The following is a 20,601-nucleotide window of genomic DNA, read 5'->3' on the forward strand; positions in this document are numbered from 1 at the left end:
CCCGATGTTGTCGAAAACCCCGAAGCCGCCGTGTCGGCGATGGGCCCCACCACGGGGCTCGGCAGCGAGGTCAACCTCGACACCATCCTCGATGTGCCGGTGACGATGGCCATGGAAGTGGGGCGAACCAAGATCAGCATTCGCAACCTGTTGCAGCTCAACCAGGGCTCGGTCGTCGAACTCGACCGCGCCGCGGGCGAGCCGCTCGACGTCTTCGTGAACGGCACGCTGGTCGCCCATGGCGAAGTCGTCGTCATCAACGAAAAGTTCGGTATCCGGCTGACCGACGTGATCAGCCCGGCCGAGCGGGTCCGCAAACTGCGATGAAAAATGCCGTGCGCATTGCCGCCGCTCTCACGGGTGGCTTCGTTTCCTGCGTCTTCGCGGCGGCCCCGGCACCGGTGCCGGCTGTCGATTCCGGCGCCGAGCTCGCTCGTGTCGTGCTGAGTCTTGCCGGCGTTATCGCCCTGATCCTGATCGTCGGATGGCTGAGCCGTCGCGCACAGGGTCGCGTCCGTCCCGGCGGCCGGAAAATCCGTGTGATCGAAACGATGCCCGTAGGCATCAAGGAAAAAGTGATGTTGCTGGAAGTGGGCGGCACGCAGTTGCTCGTCGGTGCGTCGCCCAACGGCTTACGCACCCTGCATGTGCTTGCCACTCCGGTGGCGGAAGATACCCAGACACCGCAGGCCACGCCTTCGCTGCGCGGCTTCCGCGACGTGCTGGCCCAGTGGAAGCGTACGCCATGAAGCGCTGGAGCTGGATTGCCCTGATCGTCCTGATGTTCCTGCCGGCCGTGGCTTTCGCCATCGAGCCGCCGGGTATTCCGTTGGTGAACGTGCAGACCGCGCCGGGCGGTGGCCAGAACTGGTCGCTGTCGATCCAGATGCTGGCGCTGATGACCGCGCTGACCGTGCTGCCGGCCATCCTGCTGATGATGACGTCGTTCACGCGTATCGTCATCGTGCTCGGCTTTCTTCGCCAGGCACTGGGCACCAATAGCACGCCGCCCAACCAGGTCATCCTCGGGCTGTCGCTGTTCCTGACGTTGTTCGTGATGTCGCCGGTGATCAACCGCGCGTACGACGATGGCATCAAACCGTATATGGATGGCGCGATGACGGTGGATCAGGCGATTCCCGCCGCTGCCGCACCGTTCCGTCGTTTCATGCTCGACCAGACGCGCGAAGCCGATCTGCAGCTGTTCACCAAACTGGCAAACGAGCAGCCGTATGCAAGCAAGGACGCGGTTCCTTATCGCGTCGCGCTGCCGGCATTCGTGACCAGTGAGCTGAAAACCGCGTTCCAGATGGGCTTCCTGCTGTTCATTCCCTTCCTAATCATCGATCTGGTCGTGGCCAGCGTACTGATGTCGATGGGCATGATGATGCTCTCGCCGATGATCATCTCGTTGCCCTTCAAGATCATGCTTTTCGTATTGGTCGACGGGTGGACGCTGCTGCTCGGTACGCTGGCCGGGAGCTTCTACACATGACGCCCGAGTCGGTCATCGCCTTCGGCCAGCAGGCATTGCATATCGCGATGCTGGTCGGCGCGCCGTTGCTGCTCACGGCGCTGGCGGTCGGTCTGCTGGTCGGCATGATTCAGGCGGCGACACAGATCAACGAAACCACCCTGAGCTTCATCCCGAAGCTGATCGCCATGGCGCTCGTCATGATCGTGACCGGTCCGTGGATGCTGCGTACCCTCGTGCAGTTCACCCGGCAGCTGATCGAAAGCCTGCCGATGGCGGTGCGCTGATGGTCTTCGACCTTAGCCAGATCGAAGGCTGGGTCGGTGGGGCCGTCTGGGCGCTTGCCCGCGTGTCGGGACTGATGCTGGTAGCGCCCGTCCTTGGCGCGCCGGTGATCCCGATGCGTATCCGTCTGGGTATCTGCGTGATGCTGACCTATGTGCTGGCGCCCCTGGCGCCCGTCGACATCCGTCCGCTGAGCGCGGCCGGCGTCGCGACGATGGCGCAGCAGATGCTGGTGGGCGCGGGGCTGGGTTTCGTGATGAAGCTGGTGTTCGAGGCGGTGTCCTTCGGCGGCCAGTTCGTGGCGCAGTCGATGAGCCTGGGCTTCGCCGAAGTGGTCAATCCCCAGTCCGGCGGTTCGGTGCCGGTGCTGAGTCAGTTCTATACAATCCTGGTGACGTTGCTGTTCCTGACGTTGAATGGCCATCTCCAGCTCATCAGCCTCCTCGCGGGCAGTTTCAACAGTTTGCCGATCGGTATCGACGGTCTTGGCACGAACGGTATCTGGGCCATTCTTTCTTTCGCCACCCATCTGTTCGGCGGTGCGGTGCGCGTAGCGCTTCCCGCGCTGACGGCCGTGCTGGTGGTCAATCTCGGTTTCGGCGCGATCAGCCGCGCGGCACCGTCGATGAATCTCTTCGCGGTCGGTTTCCCGATCACCATCTGCCTCGGCATGATCGCCGTATGGCTCGCATTGCGCGGTTTGCCCAGCGCATTCGATTCGCTGCAAACCGACGCGTGGGACATCATGCGCCGGCTGATCGGAGGTTAAGCCGATGAGCGAACAGGACGACCAGGAACGCAACGAACCGGCCAGTGAGAAACGCCTTCGCGAAGCGCGCGAAAAGGGCGATCTGCCGCGTTCGCGCGATCTGAGTGCCGCAATTGTGGTGCTGGCCGCCGTATCGACGCTGATCGCATCGCGCGACCAGATTGCGCTGCATGCGAGCAACATCATGCATGTCGGGCTACGTTATTCCCGCGACGATCTTTTTTCCGCCGACGGCGCATCGCGCGCGCTGAGCACCGCCGGCCTCGAGGCGTTGAAGCTGCTGGGTCCCGTGTTCACGGCCACGCTGGTCGCGGCCGTCGCGGCGCCGGCATTGCTTGGCGGTCTCAATTTCAGTGGCGAAGCGCTGGTTCCCAAGTTCAATCGCCTGGACCCTATCAAGGGCTTCGGTCGCCTGTTCTCGATGAACGGGCTGGTCGAACTGGTGAAGTCGCTGCTCAAGGTCATTCTGATCGGTGGCGTGCTGGCGATGTACCTGCGCAGTACGACGCATGAGCTGTACGCCGTGGGCGCGGGCTCGGTGAACAACGGTATCGCGCATGCGTTCAGCATGCTCGGTCACGCATCGCTTCTGTTCGGCTCCATGCTCGGCGTGATCGCGATGGTCGATGCGCCGTGGCAGAAGTTCTCCTTCGCCAAGAAAATGCGGATGACGAAGCAGGAACAGAAAGACGAACACAAGGAAAGCGACGGCAACCCCGAACTCAAGTCCCGCATTCGTGGGCTGCAGCTTCAGGTTTCCCGCCGCCGCATGATGCAGGACGTGCCCACGGCCGACGTGATCGTCGTGAACCCGACCCATTTCGCCGTGGCGTTGCGTTACGACGACGGCGCGATGCGTGCGCCTCGCGTGGTGGCCAAGGGCGTCGATGTGATCGCGCAGCAGATCCGCGACGTCGCCGGCGCGAACAAGGTACCTCTTGTCGAAGCCGCGCCGCTGGCGCGCGCGCTTTACAACACAACTCAGGTAGGCAAGGAAATCCCGGCGGCGCTGTATATCGCGGTGGCCCAGATCCTTGCTTACGTCTACCGCCTGCAGCAGGCGGTCGCCACCGGCGACCTTCCGCCCGATCCACCGACGCCTGAGATCGATCCGGATCTGCTCGGCCCTTACCGTATGGATACCTGACGATGGCTGTTCCGATGACATTTCTGAGCACGCTCAAGCGGGTCGGCCGCCGCGGTATCGGTGCGCCTATCGCCATGCTGCTGATGCTCGGCATGATGATGCTGCCGCTGCCGCCTTTCATGCTGGACCTGTTGTTCACGTTCAATATCGCGCTGTCGCTGGTGATCCTGCTGGCCGTGATGTACGTGATGAGGCCGCTGGAATTCGCCTCCTTTCCGACGGTGGTGCTGTTCGCGACCCTGTTGCGTCTTGCGTTGAATATCGCCTCCACCCGCGTGGTGCTGCTGCACGGTCATATGGGGCCGGGCGCGGCGGGCAAGGTCATCGAGGCCTTCGGCGAGTTCGTCGTGGGCGGCAACTTCGCCGTCGGTTTCGTGGTGTTCGCGATCCTCACCATCATCAACTTCGTCGTCGTGACGAAGGGCGCCACGCGCGTATCCGAAGTGACGGCGCGATTCACCCTCGATGCCATGCCCGGCAAACAGATGGCGATCGATGCCGACCTCAATGCCGGTCTGCTGACCCAGGAGCAGGCGCGCGAACGTCGTCAGGAAGTGCGTGAAGAAGCCGATTTCTATGGCTCCATGGACGGCGCGAGCAAATTCGTCCGTGGCGATGCCACGGCCGGCATCCTGATTCTCGGCATCAATGTCATCGGCGGTTTCTTCATCGGCATGATGCAGCACGGCCTGTCCGCCTCGGAGGCCGCGCGCACCTATACGCTGCTGACCATCGGCGACGGTCTGGTCGCGCAGGTTCCGGCGCTGATGCTGTCGATCGCGGCCGCCGTGATCGTCACCCGCGTGTCCAAGTCCGAGAACATGGGCTCGCACGTGATGGGGCAGTTGTTCGGTCAGCCGAAAGCGCTGGGCGTCGCCGCGGTCGTCCTCGCCGTGATGGGATTGATTCCCGGCATGCCGAACATCGCGTTCCTGCTGCTCGCGGGGATCTGCGGCGGTGGCGCGTATATGTTGCACAAGCGTTCGGTCGACATTGCCGAAGGCAAGCTGCCCAAGGCCGTGACCAACACCGAAACGGCCACGCCGCCTGAGCGTCTGGAATTGAGCTGGGAAGACGTGGCGACCGTGGATACGGTGGGTCTGGAAGTCGGTTACCGCCTGATTCCGCTGGTGGATCGCAACCAGGGTGGCGAGCTGATGGCGCGGATCAAGTCCGTACGCCGGAAGCTATCGCAGGAACTGGGCTTCCTGGTTCCGTCGGTACACATCCGCGACAACCTCGACCTGGCGCCGCACGGATATCGCATCGCTCTTATGGGCGTTCCGATGGGCGAGGCCGAGATCCATACCGAACGCTTGCTGGCGATCGATCCGGGCCGCGTGCACGGTACGGTGAGCGGCATCGCGACGCGCGATCCCGCGTTCGGCCTCGATGCGGTGTGGATCGAGCCGGGGATGCGCGAACACGCGCAGACGCTTGGTTATACGGTGGTCGATCCGGCAACGGTTATCGCCACCCACCTGTCGCATATCCTGCAGAGTCATGCCCACGAACTGCTGGGTCATCAGGACGTGCAGCAGTTGCTCGATCGCCTCACCACGCAGGCGCCGAAGCTGGTCGAAGACCTCATTCCGAAACGCCTGTCGCTGGGCGTGGTGGTCAAGGTGCTGCAGAACCTGCTCGCCGAGCGCGTGCCTATCCGGAACATCCGCAGCATCGTCGAATCTTTGGCGGAGCATGCCGGCCAGAGTCAGGATCCCGGCGTGCTCGCCGCTGCGGTCCGCGTCACCCTGGGCCGTCAGATCGTGCAGGAAATCGCCGGCCTTGGATCGGAAATCCCCGTCATTACGCTGGCACCCGAGTTGGAACAGATCTTGCTCCAGTCGCTACAGGGCGGGGGCGTTGCGGGTGCGGCCGTCGAACCGGGTCTGGCCGATCGTCTCCAGCAGAGCGTCGCGGATGCGGCGAGGCGTCAGGAAGCGGCCGGCGAGCCGGCTGTACTCCTTGTCGCACCGACTCTTCGGCCTTGGCTGGCACGCTTCACCAGACATGTGGCCCAAAACCTGCATGTACTCGCCTACAACGAGGTTCCGGACAACCGCCGCGTCAAATTGGTGGCAGCGCTCGGAAGGTAAGACCAGACACGAACAGGACTTAAGGATGGACAAGCGCAAGACAGGATTTCTTCGGATCGTCGCCATGGCACCGGTCGGCACCTGCGCATTTTCCCGCGATCAGATCAACGCAACGGAAGGGTTCCACGCATGAAAATCAAACGTTTCGTTGCCGCCGATATGCGTCAGGCCATGCGCCAGGTTCGCGATGAGCAGGGTCCGGACGCCGTCATTCTCTCGACGCGTCGCCTGGACGAGGGCATCGAGATCATCGCCGCGCTGGATTACGACGAAGCGCTGGTACGCGAAGCGGCCGGGAAGGGTCCCGATACGCTGCCGCAGCAGCAGACCGAGCGCGAGGCGATCTTCGCCGCCGAACTGGCCAATCCGCCGCGAGTCCGTCGCGATTCGAACGCTGCTGCCCGTACCGCCAATCCCAATGCGCCGAAGGCTCATTCCAGCGCCGCGCTTGCCGCTGATGTCGCCGACGCTTTCCGCGTTTCCGTTGCGGCGCCGGCAAGCGATGTAGCCATGAACACCATGCGCGCCGAACTGAACAATATGCGCGAGATGCTGGAAGTGCAGCTGTCCGCGCTGCGCTGGAACCAGACCGAGCGCGAACAGCCGCTGCGCGCGCGCGTGCTGCGCGAAATGACCCGCCTGGGCATCGACGGCGACGTGGCGCGCACGCTGTGCGCCGAGCTGCCGGACGACATGACGCCCGAACAGGCGCGTTATCTGCCGCTGGGCGTACTGAGCCGCAGCATCCGCACGACCGGACGCGAACTGAATACGGTCGGCGGCGGCATTACCGCGCTGGTCGGTACGACCGGCGTCGGCAAGACGACCACGATCGCGAAGCTCGCCGCACGCGCCGTCCTGCGCCACGGTGCGGCCAACGTCGCTCTGATCAGCGCGGACCAGTACCGCATCGGTGCCGGCGCGCAGCTCGAACATTACGGGCGCCTCCTCGGCGTTCGCGTGTTCAATGCCCACGACGCTACCAGCCTGCGCAACGTGCTCATCCAGTTGCGCGGACGTCACACCGTTCTGGTCGACACCGCTGGAATGGCGGGGACGGACCCGAAACTGCAGCAACAGTTCGAAACGCTGCGCGCGTCGTCCGACGTGCGCGTGTGTCTGGTGCTGGCGGCGAACGCCCAGTCCCAGTCGCTGGACAGCGCCATTCGCGCCTATGCACCCATTGCTCCACAGACTGCCATCCTGACCAAGCTCGACGAAGCCCCGCTATTAGGTGGTGCATTGTCGGCGCTGATCCGGCATGGTCTGTCGCTTGACTACACCACGGATGGTCAGCGCGTACCCGAGGACATCGCCGTAGCCGACTCGCGCAAGCTGGTCTGCCACGCGGCGCAACTCCTCAAGAATCGTAACGACGAACCCGACGCCGCCGTGCTAGCCGATCGTTTTGGCTTTCCGGTTCCGGCGGCGACGGTCTGACCCCGGAGTCCATCGAAGTGAACCAGGCATCTGGACTCGAATCCCTAATGGCGGTAGCGAGCCCTTTCATGACCACACCCGTGAACACTAGCCAGGCAGCCGGTATCAACTGGCTCGCCGAGCGCAAACCGTGCCGCAGCATTGCCGTCGCGGGTGGCAAGGGTGGCGTGGGCAAGACAACCGTCGCCGTCAATCTGGCGATGGCCCTGTCCATGGGCGGTCGCGATGTCGTATTGCTCGATGCCGACCTCGGCATGGCCAATATCGACGTATTGCTTGGCCTGCAGCCGACCCGCCACCTCGGGCATATGCTCGATGGCGCGTGCACGATCGAGGAACTGGTACTCCAGGCGCCGCACGGTCTGAAGGTCATTCCCGCCACGTCCGGCGCGCGACGCATGGCGCAGCTGCCGAACATCGAACACGCGGCGGTCATCCGCGCGTTCGACGAATATGCCGTTCCCCCCGAGTTCCTGATCGTCGATACCGCCGCGGGCATCTCCGACAGCGTGTCGATGTTCGCCGCGGCCTCCGATGAGGTGGTGGTGGTCGTCTGCGACGAGCCGGCGTCGCTTACCGATGCTTACGCCTTGATCAAGGTCCTGAGCCGCGAGTTCGGCGTGGGCCGCTTCCGGGTCGTGGCCAACATGGTCCGCCACGCCCAGGAAGGAAGGCAGCTATTCGAGAAGTTGTCGCGCGTTACCGGCCGTTTCCTCGACGTTTCGTTGGATTTCATGGGTATGGTCCCGCACGACGAGTATCTGCGCCAGGCGATTCGTCGCCAGGCCGCGGTCGTCGAAGCGTGGCCGAGCAGTCGATCGGCGGTCGGATTCAAGAATCTGGCACGTGCGGTCGATACATGGGGTGAACCCGAACCCCGGGCACAGGGTCGGATCGGCTTTTTCGCCGATCGGGCCTCCATGGGGGGAGGGCTGCCGTTGTGAGCGTTGCGACCGAATACCTGGAAGTCACGCGAATCCCGGCGGATCAACTGGTGCGTATCCACGCGCCGCTGGTCCGGCGTATCGCCTATCACCTGATGGGTCGTCTGCCGGCAAGCGTCGACGTGGGCGACCTCATTCAGGCCGGCATGATCGGACTGCTTGAGGCCGCGCGAAATTATTCGCCGACTCGCGCGGCCAGCTTCGAGACCTATGCGGGTATCCGCATCCGGGGCGCGATGCTGGACGAACTGCGCAAGACGGACTGGACGCCGCGCTCCGTGCATCGAAAGTTGCGCGAAGTAGCGGAGGTAACACGACAGATCGAAAATGAAACGGGTGGCGATGCCGAAGACGCAGAGGTAATGAAGCGCCTCGGAATCGACGCCCTCGAGTACAACCAGATTCTGGCCGACGCGGCAAGCGCGCGACTGCTGAGTCTTTCCGCCCCCGAGGGCGACGAAGGCGCGGCGATCGACGTGGCCGACCCGGACGCTCAGGGTCCGGAAGGATTGTTCGAGGAAGCGGGCATGCGCGAAGCGCTGGTCGCGGCGATCGACGGTCTGCCCGAACGCGAGAAGCTGGTGATGTCGCTGTACTACGAGGAAGAACTGAATCTCAAGGAAGTAGGCGCGGTCCTGGGAGTCAGTGAATCGCGGGTATGCCAGATCCATGGGCAAGCCCTGATCCGGCTTCGTGCGCGTATGACGGGATGGAACGCAAGAACGTGATGGCGCCGCTTCGTCGGCGACGTCGGAATCAACAGTAAACGCGCGGTCAAGGCGGAGTAGCGTTTTGGACAAGAATATGAAGATCCTCGTGGTGGACGATTTCTCCACCATGCGACGTATCGTCAGGAACCTCCTGGTCGAGCTCGGTTTCACCAACGGTCTCATCCAGGAAGCCGAAGACGGCACCGCGGCGCTCGTGTCGCTGCGTGCGCAGGCGTTCGACCTGGTCGTCACCGACTGGAACATGCCGAACATGACCGGCATCGATCTGCTTCGCGCCATCCGCGCGGACGCCAAGCTGAAGTCGATCCCCGTTCTAATGGTTACTGCGGAGAACAACCGCGACCAGATCATCGCGGCGGCTCAGAGCGGCGTGAACGGATACGTGGTGAAGCCTTTCACGGCCGTCACGCTCAAAGAAAAACTCGACAAGATTTTCGAACGCCTCGCGGCGGCCGGCTAAGGGACATCATGAACATCTCGCTTAATGCCGACCACGAAGTCGTCCCCGAACTGCGTGAGCTTCTCGACGCCGACGACCGTGCCGCCTTCGAGAAGGCACTCGATCGTCTGCTGCGCAGCCGCGAACAGCACCTGTTCCACGCGCTTGGTTGCCTTGCGCGCGATCTGCACGATTCCGTGCGCCGTCTTGCCGCCGATGTCTCCAGCGATGGCGTGCCGGGCAGCATGGGCGACGCACGCAAGCATCTTCGCGATGTGCTGGAAATGAGCGCGCAGGCCGCCCACAGCACGCTCGATTTCAGCGAGAAGCTGCGTCCGCAGGCACAGGCGCTCGCCACGCAGGCCGACGAGCTGCTCGTGCTGGAAACCTCCGATCCCGCGTTCGGCGTCAATGCCACGGCGCTTGCCGTGCGTGTCGGCGACTTCGCTCAGAACTGCGATATCGGTCTTGGCGAACTGGTCGAAGCCCAGTCGTGGCAGGACATCTCGGGTCAGCGCGTTGCCCAGGTGGAGCAGTTCATGGGCAAGGTCGAATCGTCGCTGCTGGAACTGGTTCGCCTGACCGGCTCGCTGGCTGGCGGCAACGCGCCGCCGGTGGCCGATAAGGTCAGCCAGGACGAAGTGGATCGTCTCCTCAGCGAATTCGGATTCTGAGACCGGCATGAGTGTCGAGCTCGACAATGAGTTGCTCAACGTCTTCCTGATCGAGGCCAGGGAACTGCTCGAGACGCTGGGCGAGCAACTGGTCGACCTGGAGGCCTCGCCGGGCGACAGCGAGCTGCTGAATGCCGTTTTTCGTGCATTCCACACCGTCAAGGGCGGTGCGGGCTTCCTTGGCCTGAACGCGATGGTTGGCCTGTGCCATCGCGCGGAAGATCTTCTGAACGAAGCCCGCAACGGTGCGGTGATGCTCAACGCAGCGTATATGGACGCGTTGCTCGAATCGCTCGATCTTCTCAACGATATGATGCGCGCGGCCGATGCCGGCGCGGATTCGCAACCGGCGCCCGACGCGTTGTTGGCGCGCCTTCTGATTCCCGGGCGCACCACCTCGGCCGAGCCCGTCGCGCTGACCCTGTCGACGCCGTCCGCCAGGCCATCGGCTAGTCGGGATGCGATCGAAGACGAGTTCGAGGCCATGCTCGACGCCGCGCGTGGCGAGCACGCACCGGCATCGGCGCCGTCCGGCCCAATCGACGACGACGAGTTCGAGGCACTGCTTGATTCGCTTTACGGCAGCGGCAATGCTCCCGGCGCGTCGGTCGATGTGGACGTCGTTCCCGCTGCCACACCCGTCGTTTCTTCCAGTGGCGATGTTATCGGCGACGACGAGTTCGAAGCGTTGCTGGATGCGTTGCATGGACAGGGCAAAGCGCCCGGTCTTGTCGAAACACCCGCGCCCGTTGTCGCCGAAGCGATAGCACCCGTGCCTGCGCCCGCGCCCGTCGCGAAGCCAGCCGCCGAGAAACGCACGGCATCGAACGCCGACACCACGGTCCGCGTCGATACATTCCGTCTCGATAGTCTCGTCAATGCGGCGGGCGAACTCGTGCTCGTGCGCAATCGCCTGACCAGCCTCGCATCGCAAGGTGTCGAGGGACCGATGGAACGTGCCGTCGGCGAACTGCAGCGTGTCGCCGAAGATTTGCAGAACGCCGTATTGCGCATGCGCATGCAACCCATCGGCAAGCTGTTCCAGCGTTTTCCGCGCATCATCCGCGACCTCGCCCGGCAGTTGGGCAAGGAAGTCGAACTGGTGCAGGAAGGCGAGGAAACCGACCTCGACCGCACCGTTGTCGAAGCATTAGCCGATCCACTCGTCCATCTGCTGCGCAATGCGGTCGACCACGGTATCGAAATGCCCGATGTCCGCGAACAGGCCGGCAAGTCTCGGGTGGGTACCGTCCACCTGACGGCGGGTCAGTACGGCGACCATATCGTCATTACCGTGCGCGACGACGGCAAAGGCATGGATCCCGAAATACTTCGCCGCAAGGCGGTGGAAAAGGGCCTGCTCGACGAGGAACAGGCCGCGCGGCTGGACGATCGCGAATGCTTCGACATCGTGTTCCGTCCCGGATTCAGCACGGCCAGCCAGGTGTCGGATATCTCCGGCCGTGGCGTCGGCATGGATGTCGTCAAAACCAAGATTGTCGAACTCGGCGGCACGCTGTCGATCGATTCGCGCGTGGGAGGTGGCAGCGAGGTCCGTCTGTCGGTACCGCTCACGCTGGCGATTCTCAGGGTCCTCATGGTGCGCGTGGGCAATCGACTGCTGGCGCTTCCGCTCAGCAATGTGGCCGAAGTATTCGAACTGGTCGAAGGCCAGATCCAGACGCTGGACGGCCGTGTCGTAGCCTCGCATCGCCAGCGAGCGCTTCCGCTGTGCGATCTGGCTGGCTGGGCGGGCGTGCCTTCCGGTGGCAGGCATGTCGTGGTGGTGCAGATCGGTCATCAGACGCTGGGTTGCCTCGTCGACGAAGTGATCGGCCGCGAGGACGTCATGGCCAAGCCGCTGGGACCGCTGCTGAAAGACGTACCCGGTGTCGCGGGCGCCACTATCACGGGCGACGGGCGTATCTCGCTCGTCCTCGACCTGGCGGGTCTGGCGGACGACGCCGGCCAGCTCCTCCCTTCGATGAGGGTAGCGATCTGATATGGATATCGTAAGCATCGTCGGCACGATCCTGGCCTTCCTGGTCATCATCGTCGGTACCGTCCTCAAAGGCAGCAGTCTCGATGCCCTGTGGAATCCGGCCGCCTTCGTCATCGTCTTTGTCGGTACGTTCGCGGCCCTGCTGGTGCAGACGCCGGGCGTCGTACTCAAGCGCGCATGGAGCATGCTGCCCTGGGTCTACCGTCCGCCGCTGATCGAAACGGCCGACCTGGTCAGCCGCATCGTCGGCTGGAGCGAAATCTCGCGTCGCCAGGGCCTGCTAGGTTTGGAAGCGGGCATCGAACGCGAAACCGATCCCTTCATCCGCAAAGGGCTACAGCTTCTCGTCGATGGAACCGAACCGGACGCGATGCGTAGCGTCCTGGAAGTCGAGGTCCTCGCCCGTGAGCACATCGACATCGAAGCGGCGAAAGTCTTCGAGAATGCCGGCGCGTATTCGCCGACCATGGGTATCATCGGCGCGGTGATGGGCCTCATGTCCGTCATGCAGAACCTGGCGGAGCCGAGCAAGCTCGGTCACGGCATCGCCGCCGCGTTCGTCGCCACTATCTACGGTATCGGCCTCGCCAACCTTCTTGCACTGCCGATGGCCTCGCGCCTGAAAGGACTCGCCCGCGCGCGTTCGCAGATGCGCGAGATCCTGGTCGAGGGCCTCGTTTCCATCGCGCAGGGCGACAACCCGCGCCACATCGAAAGCAAACTGCAGGGATTCGTGTCGTGAAACGGCGTCACGTCGAAGAGCACATCAATCACGAACGCTGGGCTATTCCCTACGGCGATCTGATTACGTTGCTGCTTGCGTTGTTCGTTGTGATGTACGCCGTATCCGCCGTCAACGAAACGAAGTTTCGCGTGATGGCCCAGTCCATCAACGAAGCGTTCAACGGTACGGGGCGCGTGATCGAGCCCACGCGTGAGGCCGAGCCCGCCAAGCAGGTGCCGATGCCCAATCAGTCGCGTGCGCCCAATGCCACGCCGATATCCCGTATCGACGTACCGCTGCCGCCGCGCGATCTGCCGTTGCCCGGGCACGAAGGTGCGTCGGTCCAGCGTCAGGAATCCTCGGCGGTACAGACCGCCCCGGCGTCGAACCCCACGGTAGGCAAGACGGACGAAGCCAACCTGAGCCAGATTTCCGAGGAAGTTCAGCGCGCCATGAAGCCGCTGATCGACAAGAACCTCGTCAGCGTGCGGCGGACCACCGACTGGCTGGAAATCGAAGTGCGCACCGACATTCTCTTTCCGATCGGCGTCGCCCGGCTGCAAGGCCCCGCGGAAACCACGTTGATGAAGATCGCGGGGATTCTCGCGCCGTTCCCCAACGCGATGCGGATCGAAGGCTATACCGACACCACGCCGATCAGCACGCCCGCATTTCCGTCGAACTGGGAACTGTCCGCCGCACGTGCCGCCAGTGTCGCGCGCCTGCTCACGGGCGCCGGCGTAGACGCGCATCGCGTGGGCATCATCGGTTGGGGCGAGTTCCGTCCGGTCGCCGACAATGCGACGAACGAAGGGCGCAACCGCAATCGGCGCGTGCTCATCGTCGTGATGAGCGACAAGGCCGCACCCGCACGATTTTATAGCGACGCGGATCGCATCGATCTGACCCGGTCCGAGCCGGCATCGGTGCCTGTGCCAGCACCAGATGCGGCACCCGCAGCGGTCGTGCCGCCGGTTGCCGCACCCGTTGCAGGCTCCGCGGCATTCGCCCGGCAGGAGGCGCTCTGATGGTTGTCTGGGCCGTCGCTAACCAGAAGGGCGGCGTCGGCAAGACGACCACCACCGTCGCACTGGGTAGCATGCTGGCCTCACGCGGCGAACGCGCGCTCATGGTCGACATGGACCCGCATGCGTCGCTCAGCGGCTACGTCGGTGTCGAGAACGGCGCGCACGGCAGCATCTACGATCTGTTCGGCAGCAGTGGTAGCGCACCACCGGCTTCGTCGCTGGTCCATGCGACGGCTTACGAGCGGCTCTCGGTGCTTCCCGCGTCCTCGGCCATGATTACGCTCGACCGGCAGGTGGGGACGCGCGCGGGCATGGGCCTGGTGCTCAGTCAGGCGCTGGCCGGGCTCGCCGAGGACTTCGATCATGTTCTGATCGACTGTCCGCCGACACTCGGTGTCCTGATGGTCAACGCGCTGGCCGCGAGCGACCGCCTGCTAGTTCCCACGCAGACCGAGGCGCTGGCCCTTGCAGGTCTGGAGCGCATGCTGCGAAGCCTCGGCATGATCGAGCGCTCGCGCGGGCGCCCGCTACCCCGCACGATCGTGCCGACGATGTACGACGCGCGGACCCATGCCTCGCGCGCCTGTCTCGAGCAGTTGCGCGAAAAATATGGAGACGCGGTCAGCGCGACCGTCATCCCCACCGATACCCAGATTCGTGAAGCCAGCGCGGCGGGTGTCCCGCTCGCGTCGTGGTCCGCGGCGCGCCGGGGTGGTCTGGCCTATCGCCAGTTGCTCGACGAATTGCTCGCCATGCGCGGTCAACTCATGGCGGACGCAGCCGCATGACGACCTCGATGCAGGCCGCCGACCAGCTCGTCGCGGATTATCTCGCCGAACTCCTCACGCCTGCGGCCATCGTCCCCGCGGCCGTCGTCCAGGTCATGGCATTCGAGCCGGGGCGTAAGTCCTCCGGAACAGAGTTGGTGGTCGAAGGCGACACTCGTTACCTGTTGTGTATCGCGGCGGGTGTCCGGCTAGCCATTCCCATGCGCGACGTCATCCACCTGCTGCCTATGCCGCCGCTGGCGCCCACCGTAGCGACCCGGCCTATCTGTCTGGGGCGCTGGCGGCATCCTAGCGGGGAGGCCCGGGTCGCGGATCTGGCGGCGGTCATGTCGCCGGATATGGCGGGCTCGCCGGCAACGACGCTGGTACTGCTGAGCGACCGCCAATGGGCGCTGGCCTGTACCGTAGAGGACGAACCCGTGGTGTTCGGCCCGGATGCGATCCAGTGGCGCACGAATGCCACGACGCGCCCATGGCTGGCTGGCATGGCGAAAGAACCGAAGTGCGGTGTCGTCGACACCGCGGCATTGATCGAATGGCTTGAACGGGAGGAGTGTCCATGAACGATGTGCGCCAAGCGGTACATGGCGGGCAGGGCGCGTGGCTCGGCTTCGTTCTCAAGGAACAGCATTACGCGGTCACGCTGGCCAGCGTGCGCGAGGTTATCCGTTGCGGCGACGTCACGCCGGTGCCGGGTGCACCTGACGACGTCCTCGGTATCGTCAATTTGCGTGGGCAGATCGTGCCCGTGCTCGACGGGCGACGCCGTTTCGGCCTGGCCGGCTGCGTCGCACCGGACCGGGAGGACGCCCAGCGCGTCGTCGTCTTCGACGACGAGGGGTCGATCGTGGGTATGCGCATCGATGCCATCGGCGATATGCTTGATTTCAATGCCAGCGATATCGCGGTGCCGCCCCCGGGCCGCGCCAGTCGCAGGGACGACCCGGTCAGCGGCGTGGTCACGCGGCACGACGGTTTCATCGCGCTCGTCGACGTGCAGCGCCTCTGCCGTGTGTGACGGCTAGCGAATCGCGTTCATTCGCGCGGCTCATGCAGGAAACGCCCGTGAACAACATGCTTGCTTACATCCTGATTGTCTTCGCCGTACTGCAGATGCTCGGCTTGCTGCTGCTGTGGCGCAGGCTCGACGCCAGAACGCCTCTCACGCAACCGGCCGCCTCCGCCCCCGTGCCCGATGCCGAGCCCGAACGGCGCATCGTCGGTGTGGACGAAGCCGCGCTCATCGGTGTGCTGAAGCGTCTGGAGATTCGCCTCGGCGATATCGAAGACCACGTCCGCCACGCGCCGACCATGCCGAACGAAGTAGGGCAGACCGCCGACCGCGCCTACACCCTGGCACAGCGCCTTGCCCGCCAGGGAGCTACCGCGCAGCAGATCGCCGAGACCTGCGGCCTTTCGCTGTCGGAAGCGGAACTGCTACACCGCCTGCACGCAGGCAACCCGTCTTGAGCACACGCTAGCTCAACAGCGCCGCTGTAGGAGCGCGCTTGCGCGCGAAAGCCAACAAGGCGAGGAAGACGGACTCCCACCTCCGCAAGCCCGGTGTCCTGGCTGCGGATGGCGAACTCATCATCTCCGCTTCGTTGGCTTTCGCGCGCAGGCGCGCTCCTACAGAGAGCTTGCTGGTCGCGGAATGACCAGCGCAACGCAAGTCGTTGCCACACAAGTGCGAATCGCAGTTATCCACATGCTTATGCAGCGACTATCCACATGCCCTGTGGATATCGCGCATTGCCGGAGTTTGCTTTCTGTGGGAGCGCGCCTGCGCGCGAAAGCCAACAGGGCGAGGAAGACGGATGCTCACCTCCGCAAGCCCGGTGTCCTGGCTGCGAATGGCGAACTCATCATCTCCGCTTCGTTGGCTTTCGCGCGCAGGCGCGCTCCTACAGAGAGCGTGCTGGTCGCGGAATGACCAGCGCAACGCAAGTCGTTGCCACACAAGTGCGAATCGCAGTTATCCACATGCTTATGCAGCGACTATCCACATGGCCTGTGGATATCGCGCATTGCCGGAGTTTGCTTTCTGTGGGAGCGCGCCTGCGCGCGAAAGCCAACAGGGCGAGGAAGACGGACCCTCACCTCCGCAAGCCCGGTGTCCTGGCTGCGAATGGCGAACTCATCATCTCCGCTCCGTTGGTTTTCGCGCGCAGGTGCGCTCCTACAGAGAGCGTGCTGGTCGCGGAATGACCAGTGCAACGCAAGTCGTTGCCGCACAAGCGTGCATCGGACTTATCCACACGCTTATGCAGCAACTATCCACACACCCTGTGGATAGTTGGCGGTGGACTATCTCTCGTACCGGTAGTTGAGGCTTGCGCGATTGAAGTCGGTGGCGCTCTGGGCTTCGAAGTTCCAGCGGTGGCTCAGCAGGTAGCGCAGGGTAATGACCTGGCCGGGATCGAACAGGCCAACGCCATAGCTGAGGTAGAGGCGTGGCGACAGGTACTTGCCAACGGTGAAGGCCGAACCGCCGCCAAGGGCGTCGTTGTTCGATACGCCGATATCGTCCACACCGATTTTCGATCCGACGCTCTTCGCCAGCAGATCGCCGGCCGCCGAGCCCAGCGCCTGTGCGGCCGCGCCGACCATGTTGCCTTCGCCGCCTTTCACCTGCGAAAGAGGTTTACCCGTGACGAGATAGGAGAGCGCATCGGACTGTTCCATGACCGGGTTGGAGAACACCGTCAGGATAGGACGCCGTGCCGTGCCCGAAACGTACAGACCGACCTTCTGGCCGTCGTTGATCGTGGCGTTGGGATTGAGTGTGCGCGTCGCGCGGATATTGATGCCGGGATTGTCGATTGGCGTGCTTGCGAACAATAGCTGGCCCTGCTCGATGCGCAGGTCCTGCCCATAGGCTTTGTAAGTACCGTCGACGCCGATCTGCCCCTGGCCCGTAGTGACGCGGCCAGGACGTTCGCGTACATCGAGTGTTCCGGTGATGCGACCGTCGATACCAAAGCCGACGAGATGGACATGCTGCCCAAGGTCGACGCGCAGGTCGACCGTGATGGGAAGCGATTCGACTATCTGTTCCTGCTGTTTCTCATCCACGACCACGACATCGGACGATGCCTTGGTCGCACCGGCACCGGGAAGGCGCTCGACGTTGACGTCTGCCATGTCGACACTGAGCTTGCCGGTGACATTCGTCCCTTCGCCGCTCTGGATGATCTTGATGTCGGGGGAGATCACCGCTTTCGCGGCGGGGATGTCGACCGCGGTGAACTTGCTGCCGCTGATGCCGATCTGCGTGCTCGCACCCTTGCCGAGACCTGCCGTGCCGGCGATCGTCAGGTTGCCGTCGCCCGATTTAACGGTGCCATCGATGCGATACGTCGTTGCGTCGGAGGTCGTCAGCGTGACGCGACCGTCCTTCAGCTTCAGTCCCGCACTGGGCACTTCGGCGGCGAAGTTGCCGAGAACGGCCTGGCCGGTAATTGCGGGTTGGGCAACCGTTCCCCCCATCTGGAAGCTGCCGTCGAGCGCGCCCTTCACCTCGGCGATTTCGCTGGTGAACAACTCGACGAATGCGAGGTTCTTCAGGTGTACCGAAACGCTGCCGCTCAGAGCCTGTTGCGCACCGGCGATGCCGACATTGCCGTCGAGCGTGCCGCCGTCGTTAAGGCTGGCGCGCACGGTGACGCGTTGATTGCCTGGTGTCAGCTGGGCATTGGCTGCGAGATTGTCGTAGACGAGTAACGGCTGGTCGGGATGATCCGAATAGGCGATCGACCCATGCGTGGATGTGATGTTCGCCTGACCGCTGAGAGCACCGGCGGCAGTGCGGCGTACATTGCCATCGCCTTCGATACTGCCTTCTGCCCGCATCGGCAGATCGGACGAGCCCGCCGCGGTGAGCAGCATGGCCACGGGAATATGGCGCACACGGTAGTTGCCGTCGAGATTGCCGGCCTTGTCCTGTTTTGCGGCGACGCAAACGAGGGGATCGCCCGCGGTAAGACAGAGATCGCTCATGCTCGCGGCGCCGTTGTTCCAGCTGAGCTGGCTGGCATTCTGCAGATGCCAGCGGGGCAGACCCTGCAAATCGAGGTTCAGTGTCGACAGCGTACCGGTCCACGACGTGTCGCGGAGCGAACCGCTGAGCGCGATATCCGCCGAAAGCGGCTTGCCCTTCGCATCGACGGTGAGCTGGTGCTTTTGCTGGTTTCCGTTGGCGTGTACAGCGATGCGATCGAAGTGCATGCCGGAGGTCGATACGCCATTCGCATCGATGGCGACATTGCCGCCCGGCTGGCTGATGTCGGGCACGTCCGCATCGACATGCAAGGCATCGAGTTTATGGTCGGCATAGACCACCGAGTTTCCTCGGATGTTCGCCTTCACCGCCAGTTTGGGCCATTTGCCGCGTACGCCGATGTCGCCCTCGATTCGTCCGCCCGCGTCGGGCAGCCAGTCGCCGAGGGACGCGATGGCGAGTTTCAGGTCGGCGTCGTTGGCGGTATCGCCGCGCGCGTCGAGTCGGATGCTGCTGCCGCCGGAGGCGAGGTCCAGGCGACCGTTGACGACCTCGCCCGGCTTCAACGTCAGCGTGCCATTGCCGCGCAATGCGCGTTTGCGCAATGTACCGTCCAGCTTGCGCAGGTCCAGCGTACCCAGGGGACCGTTTGGCGACATGTTGCCATCGGTCGACAGATCGAGGTTGAGCGCGCCATCCCATCCGGCCAGCAACTGGCCAGGATCGAAGTTGTTGCCGTTGACCTGGAGTTTCCATGCCAGCTGCGGATCGAGGATCAGCGTTCCCTTCGTGTCGAGGCTGCCCTTCGGTTGTTTCAGCGTCAGCGCACGGAGTTCGATGACCTTCGGCGTGCCATCGAGATCGAGCGCGAGATGCTGCGCATGGCCAGGCGGTCCGATGTCGACGGCGCCGTCGGCGTGGAATGTTTCGGCGCTGCCGCGGACGGCGAGTCCGCCGGCGCTTGCCAGGTCCTGACCGGCTATCTCTGCCGGTATGAGCACGTCTTTCCAGTCCAGACGCAGATCGGCCGATATGGGCTTGGCGTCCAGCTGGACGGTGCCCCTGGCCGTGAGCGCGCCCTTGAACTGAGGCGAGCCCACGCTCAGCTCATCGAGCGTCAGGCGCTTGTACTCGTGGTCGAAATTCGCGCGCAGCGGAGCGAGATGGACGGTATAGGCATTGAGGCCGATATCGCCGGATACGTCCGCGCCATAGCGATCGCCATGACCTTGCAGCGACAGACCCAGCGACGCGATGGCGCTTTCGCCCATCAGGGGTTTCGGATCGAAACGCGGTGCGTCGATGCGGCCGGTCCATGCGAAGTCGCCGCTTTGCACCAGATCGGCGTTGATCTCGGCAACCATCGGCAACGTCAGCCCGATGACCGTGTGCGCTTTTTTCCCGTCGCTATGCGCTTCGATCTGGCCGGCGTAGTCGACATCGCCCACTTTCCATGCGAACGACGCCTTGCCGTCGCCGCTGTAACCGCGACCGACCGCAAGCGTGCCGTCAAGATCCGCATGGCCGGCAGGTGCCTTGAGGGCAAGCTGGCGCAGCTCGACGCCCTTGCCGGTCCATGAGCCGATCAGGTCGAGCGAGTCCGATTCGAAAACGGGTTGATTCGCCTGCGTCACCTTGACGTGACCCACGTGTACGCGGTCGAGCACGATGTCGAGCGGCGGTGTCAGCGAGAAGGGTTGCGATGGCGTCGTGTCGGGTTCGCTGGGGCCAAGCGCGACGTCGATGCCATCCGCGCTCAGGTCGAGCACGTGCGCGCGCTTGCGCAGCAAGGGCAGGATACGCAGATCGAGGTGCGCCTTCGCGACCTTGACGTCTATGCCCTTGCCGTCCACATAGCGAACGCCGGCAAGATCGAGCGGGCCGGCCAGACGCCCCTCGGCGTGCTGGACGGTCAACGCGCCACCGGTGAACGCGGTCGCGCGCGCCAGCGCGAATCGAAGTCCCGCGCCAGTGCCCAGCACCCACCATGCGGACGCGACGACCAGCAGCAGGATGACGGCAAGCGCCATGAGTACGCGGAGGAACCATTTCATGCCGGC

The 20,601-nt window shown here is 64.0% G+C and carries 20 protein-coding genes; 19 read left to right on the forward strand and 1 reads right to left on the reverse strand.

From position 1 onward, the window contains the following. Positions 1 to 39: 39 nt before the first annotated feature. The 19 genes from fliN (at position 40) to EC912_RS12765 (ending at position 16,011) form a co-directional block, all read left to right on the forward strand. Positions 40 to 327 carry a flagellar motor switch protein FliN gene (gene fliN / locus EC912_RS12675; protein ID WP_207906838.1) on the forward strand — a complete coding sequence of 96 codons (288 nt, stop codon included), beginning with the start codon at positions 40 to 42 and terminating at the stop codon, positions 325 to 327. Beyond that, positions 324 to 749 (forward strand): flagellar biosynthetic protein FliO, encoded by a 426-nt coding sequence (gene fliO, locus EC912_RS12680; RefSeq protein WP_132144553.1) that lies wholly within the window; start codon positions 324 to 326, stop codon positions 747 to 749. The genes fliN and fliO overlap by 4 nt, the downstream gene beginning before the upstream one ends. Beyond that, positions 746 to 1,495: a flagellar type III secretion system pore protein FliP gene (fliP, locus tag EC912_RS12685; RefSeq protein WP_132144555.1), complete on the forward strand. Its 750-nt coding sequence runs from the start codon at positions 746 to 748 to the stop codon at positions 1,493 to 1,495. The genes fliO and fliP overlap by 4 nt, the downstream gene beginning before the upstream one ends. Further along, positions 1,492 to 1,761 carry a flagellar biosynthesis protein FliQ gene (gene fliQ, locus EC912_RS12690; protein ID WP_132144557.1) on the forward strand — a complete coding sequence of 90 codons (270 nt, stop codon included), beginning with the start codon at positions 1,492 to 1,494 and terminating at the stop codon, positions 1,759 to 1,761. The genes fliP and fliQ overlap by 4 nt, the downstream gene beginning before the upstream one ends. After that, positions 1,761 to 2,528, forward strand: a complete 768-nt coding sequence (gene fliR / locus EC912_RS12695; protein ID WP_243649257.1) for a flagellar biosynthetic protein FliR — start codon at positions 1,761 to 1,763, stop codon at positions 2,526 to 2,528. Before fliQ ends, fliR begins: the two co-directional genes overlap by 1 nt. A 4-nt stretch (positions 2,529 to 2,532) precedes the next feature. Next, positions 2,533 to 3,675: a flagellar biosynthesis protein FlhB gene (gene flhB / locus EC912_RS12700; RefSeq protein WP_132144559.1), complete on the forward strand. Its 1,143-nt coding sequence runs from the start codon at positions 2,533 to 2,535 to the stop codon at positions 3,673 to 3,675. Between the two features lie 2 nt (positions 3,676 to 3,677). Further along, positions 3,678 to 5,771: a flagellar biosynthesis protein FlhA gene (gene flhA, locus EC912_RS12705; RefSeq protein WP_207906832.1), complete on the forward strand. Its 2,094-nt coding sequence runs from the start codon at positions 3,678 to 3,680 to the stop codon at positions 5,769 to 5,771. 129 nt (positions 5,772 to 5,900) lie between these two features. Then, positions 5,901 to 7,211: a flagellar biosynthesis protein FlhF gene (flhF, locus tag EC912_RS12710; protein WP_132144563.1), complete on the forward strand. Its 1,311-nt coding sequence runs from the start codon at positions 5,901 to 5,903 to the stop codon at positions 7,209 to 7,211. Positions 7,212 to 7,279: 68 nt separating this feature from the next. Then, entirely contained in the window at positions 7,280 to 8,155 is an 876-nt protein-coding gene (locus EC912_RS12715; RefSeq protein ID WP_207906833.1) for a MinD/ParA family ATP-binding protein, read from the forward strand. After that, positions 8,152 to 8,883: an RNA polymerase sigma factor FliA gene (locus tag EC912_RS12720; RefSeq protein ID WP_132144565.1), complete on the forward strand. Its 732-nt coding sequence runs from the start codon at positions 8,152 to 8,154 to the stop codon at positions 8,881 to 8,883. The genes EC912_RS12715 and EC912_RS12720 overlap by 4 nt, the downstream gene beginning before the upstream one ends. Before the next feature lie 64 nt (positions 8,884 to 8,947). Continuing rightward, positions 8,948 to 9,346 carry a chemotaxis response regulator CheY gene (gene cheY, locus EC912_RS12725; RefSeq protein ID WP_132144567.1) on the forward strand — a complete coding sequence of 133 codons (399 nt, stop codon included), beginning with the start codon at positions 8,948 to 8,950 and terminating at the stop codon, positions 9,344 to 9,346. 8 nt (positions 9,347 to 9,354) lie between these two features. Further along, positions 9,355 to 9,999, forward strand: coding sequence for a protein phosphatase CheZ (locus EC912_RS12730; RefSeq protein ID WP_132144569.1), 645 nt, complete (start codon positions 9,355 to 9,357; stop codon positions 9,997 to 9,999). A gap of 7 nt (positions 10,000 to 10,006) precedes the next feature. After that, positions 10,007 to 12,001 (forward strand): chemotaxis protein CheA, encoded by a 1,995-nt coding sequence (locus EC912_RS12735; RefSeq protein ID WP_132144571.1) that lies wholly within the window; start codon positions 10,007 to 10,009, stop codon positions 11,999 to 12,001. 1 nt (position 12,002) lies between these two features. Then, positions 12,003 to 12,743, forward strand: coding sequence for a flagellar motor protein (locus tag EC912_RS12740; protein ID WP_132144573.1), 741 nt, complete (start codon positions 12,003 to 12,005; stop codon positions 12,741 to 12,743). Next, entirely contained in the window at positions 12,740 to 13,753 is a 1,014-nt protein-coding gene (gene motD / locus EC912_RS12745) for a flagellar motor protein MotD (RefSeq protein ID WP_132144575.1), read from the forward strand. Before EC912_RS12740 ends, motD begins: the two co-directional genes overlap by 4 nt. Beyond that, complete coding sequence (locus tag EC912_RS12750; protein ID WP_132144577.1) at positions 13,753 to 14,541, forward strand: ParA family protein; 789 nt, start codon at positions 13,753 to 13,755, stop codon at positions 14,539 to 14,541. The genes motD and EC912_RS12750 overlap by 1 nt, the downstream gene beginning before the upstream one ends. Then, positions 14,538 to 15,104: a hypothetical protein gene (locus EC912_RS12755; protein ID WP_132144579.1), complete on the forward strand. Its 567-nt coding sequence runs from the start codon at positions 14,538 to 14,540 to the stop codon at positions 15,102 to 15,104. The genes EC912_RS12750 and EC912_RS12755 overlap by 4 nt, the downstream gene beginning before the upstream one ends. Then, positions 15,101 to 15,559, forward strand: a complete 459-nt coding sequence (locus tag EC912_RS12760; RefSeq protein WP_132144581.1) for a chemotaxis protein CheW — start codon at positions 15,101 to 15,103, stop codon at positions 15,557 to 15,559. Before EC912_RS12755 ends, EC912_RS12760 begins: the two co-directional genes overlap by 4 nt. Before the next feature lie 56 nt (positions 15,560 to 15,615). Beyond that, positions 15,616 to 16,011 carry a DUF2802 domain-containing protein gene (locus EC912_RS12765; RefSeq protein ID WP_243649266.1) on the forward strand — a complete coding sequence of 132 codons (396 nt, stop codon included), beginning with the start codon at positions 15,616 to 15,618 and terminating at the stop codon, positions 16,009 to 16,011. An 837-nt stretch (positions 16,012 to 16,848) separates the two neighbouring features. Here the strand turns inward: EC912_RS12765 and EC912_RS12770 are convergent. Then, complete coding sequence (locus EC912_RS12770; RefSeq protein WP_132144585.1) at positions 16,849 to 20,595, reverse strand: translocation/assembly module TamB domain-containing protein; 3,747 nt, start codon at positions 20,593 to 20,595, stop codon at positions 16,849 to 16,851. Positions 20,596 to 20,601: the final 6 nt, after the last annotated feature.

Origin of the sequence: Luteibacter rhizovicinus (genome assembly GCF_004342265.1) — a bacterium.
Classification (GTDB): Bacteria; Pseudomonadota; Gammaproteobacteria; order Xanthomonadales; family Rhodanobacteraceae; genus Luteibacter; species Luteibacter rhizovicinus_B.

Coding starts and splice junctions, on each gene's coding strand:
- EC912_RS12765 (WP_243649266.1), top strand. CDS start 15,616: ATGCTTGCTTACATCCTGATTGTCTTCGCCGTACTGCAGATGCTCGGC.
- fliN (WP_207906838.1), top strand. CDS start 40: ATGGGCCCCACCACGGGGCTCGGCAGCGAGGTCAACCTCGACACCATC.
- EC912_RS12735 (WP_132144571.1), top strand. CDS start 10,007: ATGAGTGTCGAGCTCGACAATGAGTTGCTCAACGTCTTCCTGATCGAG.
- EC912_RS12755 (WP_132144579.1), top strand. CDS start 14,538: ATGACGACCTCGATGCAGGCCGCCGACCAGCTCGTCGCGGATTATCTC.
- flhB (WP_132144559.1), top strand. CDS start 2,533: ATGAGCGAACAGGACGACCAGGAACGCAACGAACCGGCCAGTGAGAAA.
- EC912_RS12770 (WP_132144585.1), bottom strand. CDS start 20,595: ATGAAATGGTTCCTCCGCGTACTCATGGCGCTTGCCGTCATCCTGCTG.
- flhA (WP_207906832.1), top strand. CDS start 3,678: ATGGCTGTTCCGATGACATTTCTGAGCACGCTCAAGCGGGTCGGCCGC.
- EC912_RS12715 (WP_207906833.1), top strand. CDS start 7,280: ATGACCACACCCGTGAACACTAGCCAGGCAGCCGGTATCAACTGGCTC.
- EC912_RS12740 (WP_132144573.1), top strand. CDS start 12,003: ATGGATATCGTAAGCATCGTCGGCACGATCCTGGCCTTCCTGGTCATC.
- EC912_RS12760 (WP_132144581.1), top strand. CDS start 15,101: ATGAACGATGTGCGCCAAGCGGTACATGGCGGGCAGGGCGCGTGGCTC.
- EC912_RS12750 (WP_132144577.1), top strand. CDS start 13,753: ATGGTTGTCTGGGCCGTCGCTAACCAGAAGGGCGGCGTCGGCAAGACG.
- fliR (WP_243649257.1), top strand. CDS start 1,761: ATGGTCTTCGACCTTAGCCAGATCGAAGGCTGGGTCGGTGGGGCCGTC.
- EC912_RS12730 (WP_132144569.1), top strand. CDS start 9,355: ATGAACATCTCGCTTAATGCCGACCACGAAGTCGTCCCCGAACTGCGT.
- fliP (WP_132144555.1), top strand. CDS start 746: ATGAAGCGCTGGAGCTGGATTGCCCTGATCGTCCTGATGTTCCTGCCG.
- fliQ (WP_132144557.1), top strand. CDS start 1,492: ATGACGCCCGAGTCGGTCATCGCCTTCGGCCAGCAGGCATTGCATATC.
- fliO (WP_132144553.1), top strand. CDS start 324: ATGAAAAATGCCGTGCGCATTGCCGCCGCTCTCACGGGTGGCTTCGTT.
- flhF (WP_132144563.1), top strand. CDS start 5,901: ATGAAAATCAAACGTTTCGTTGCCGCCGATATGCGTCAGGCCATGCGC.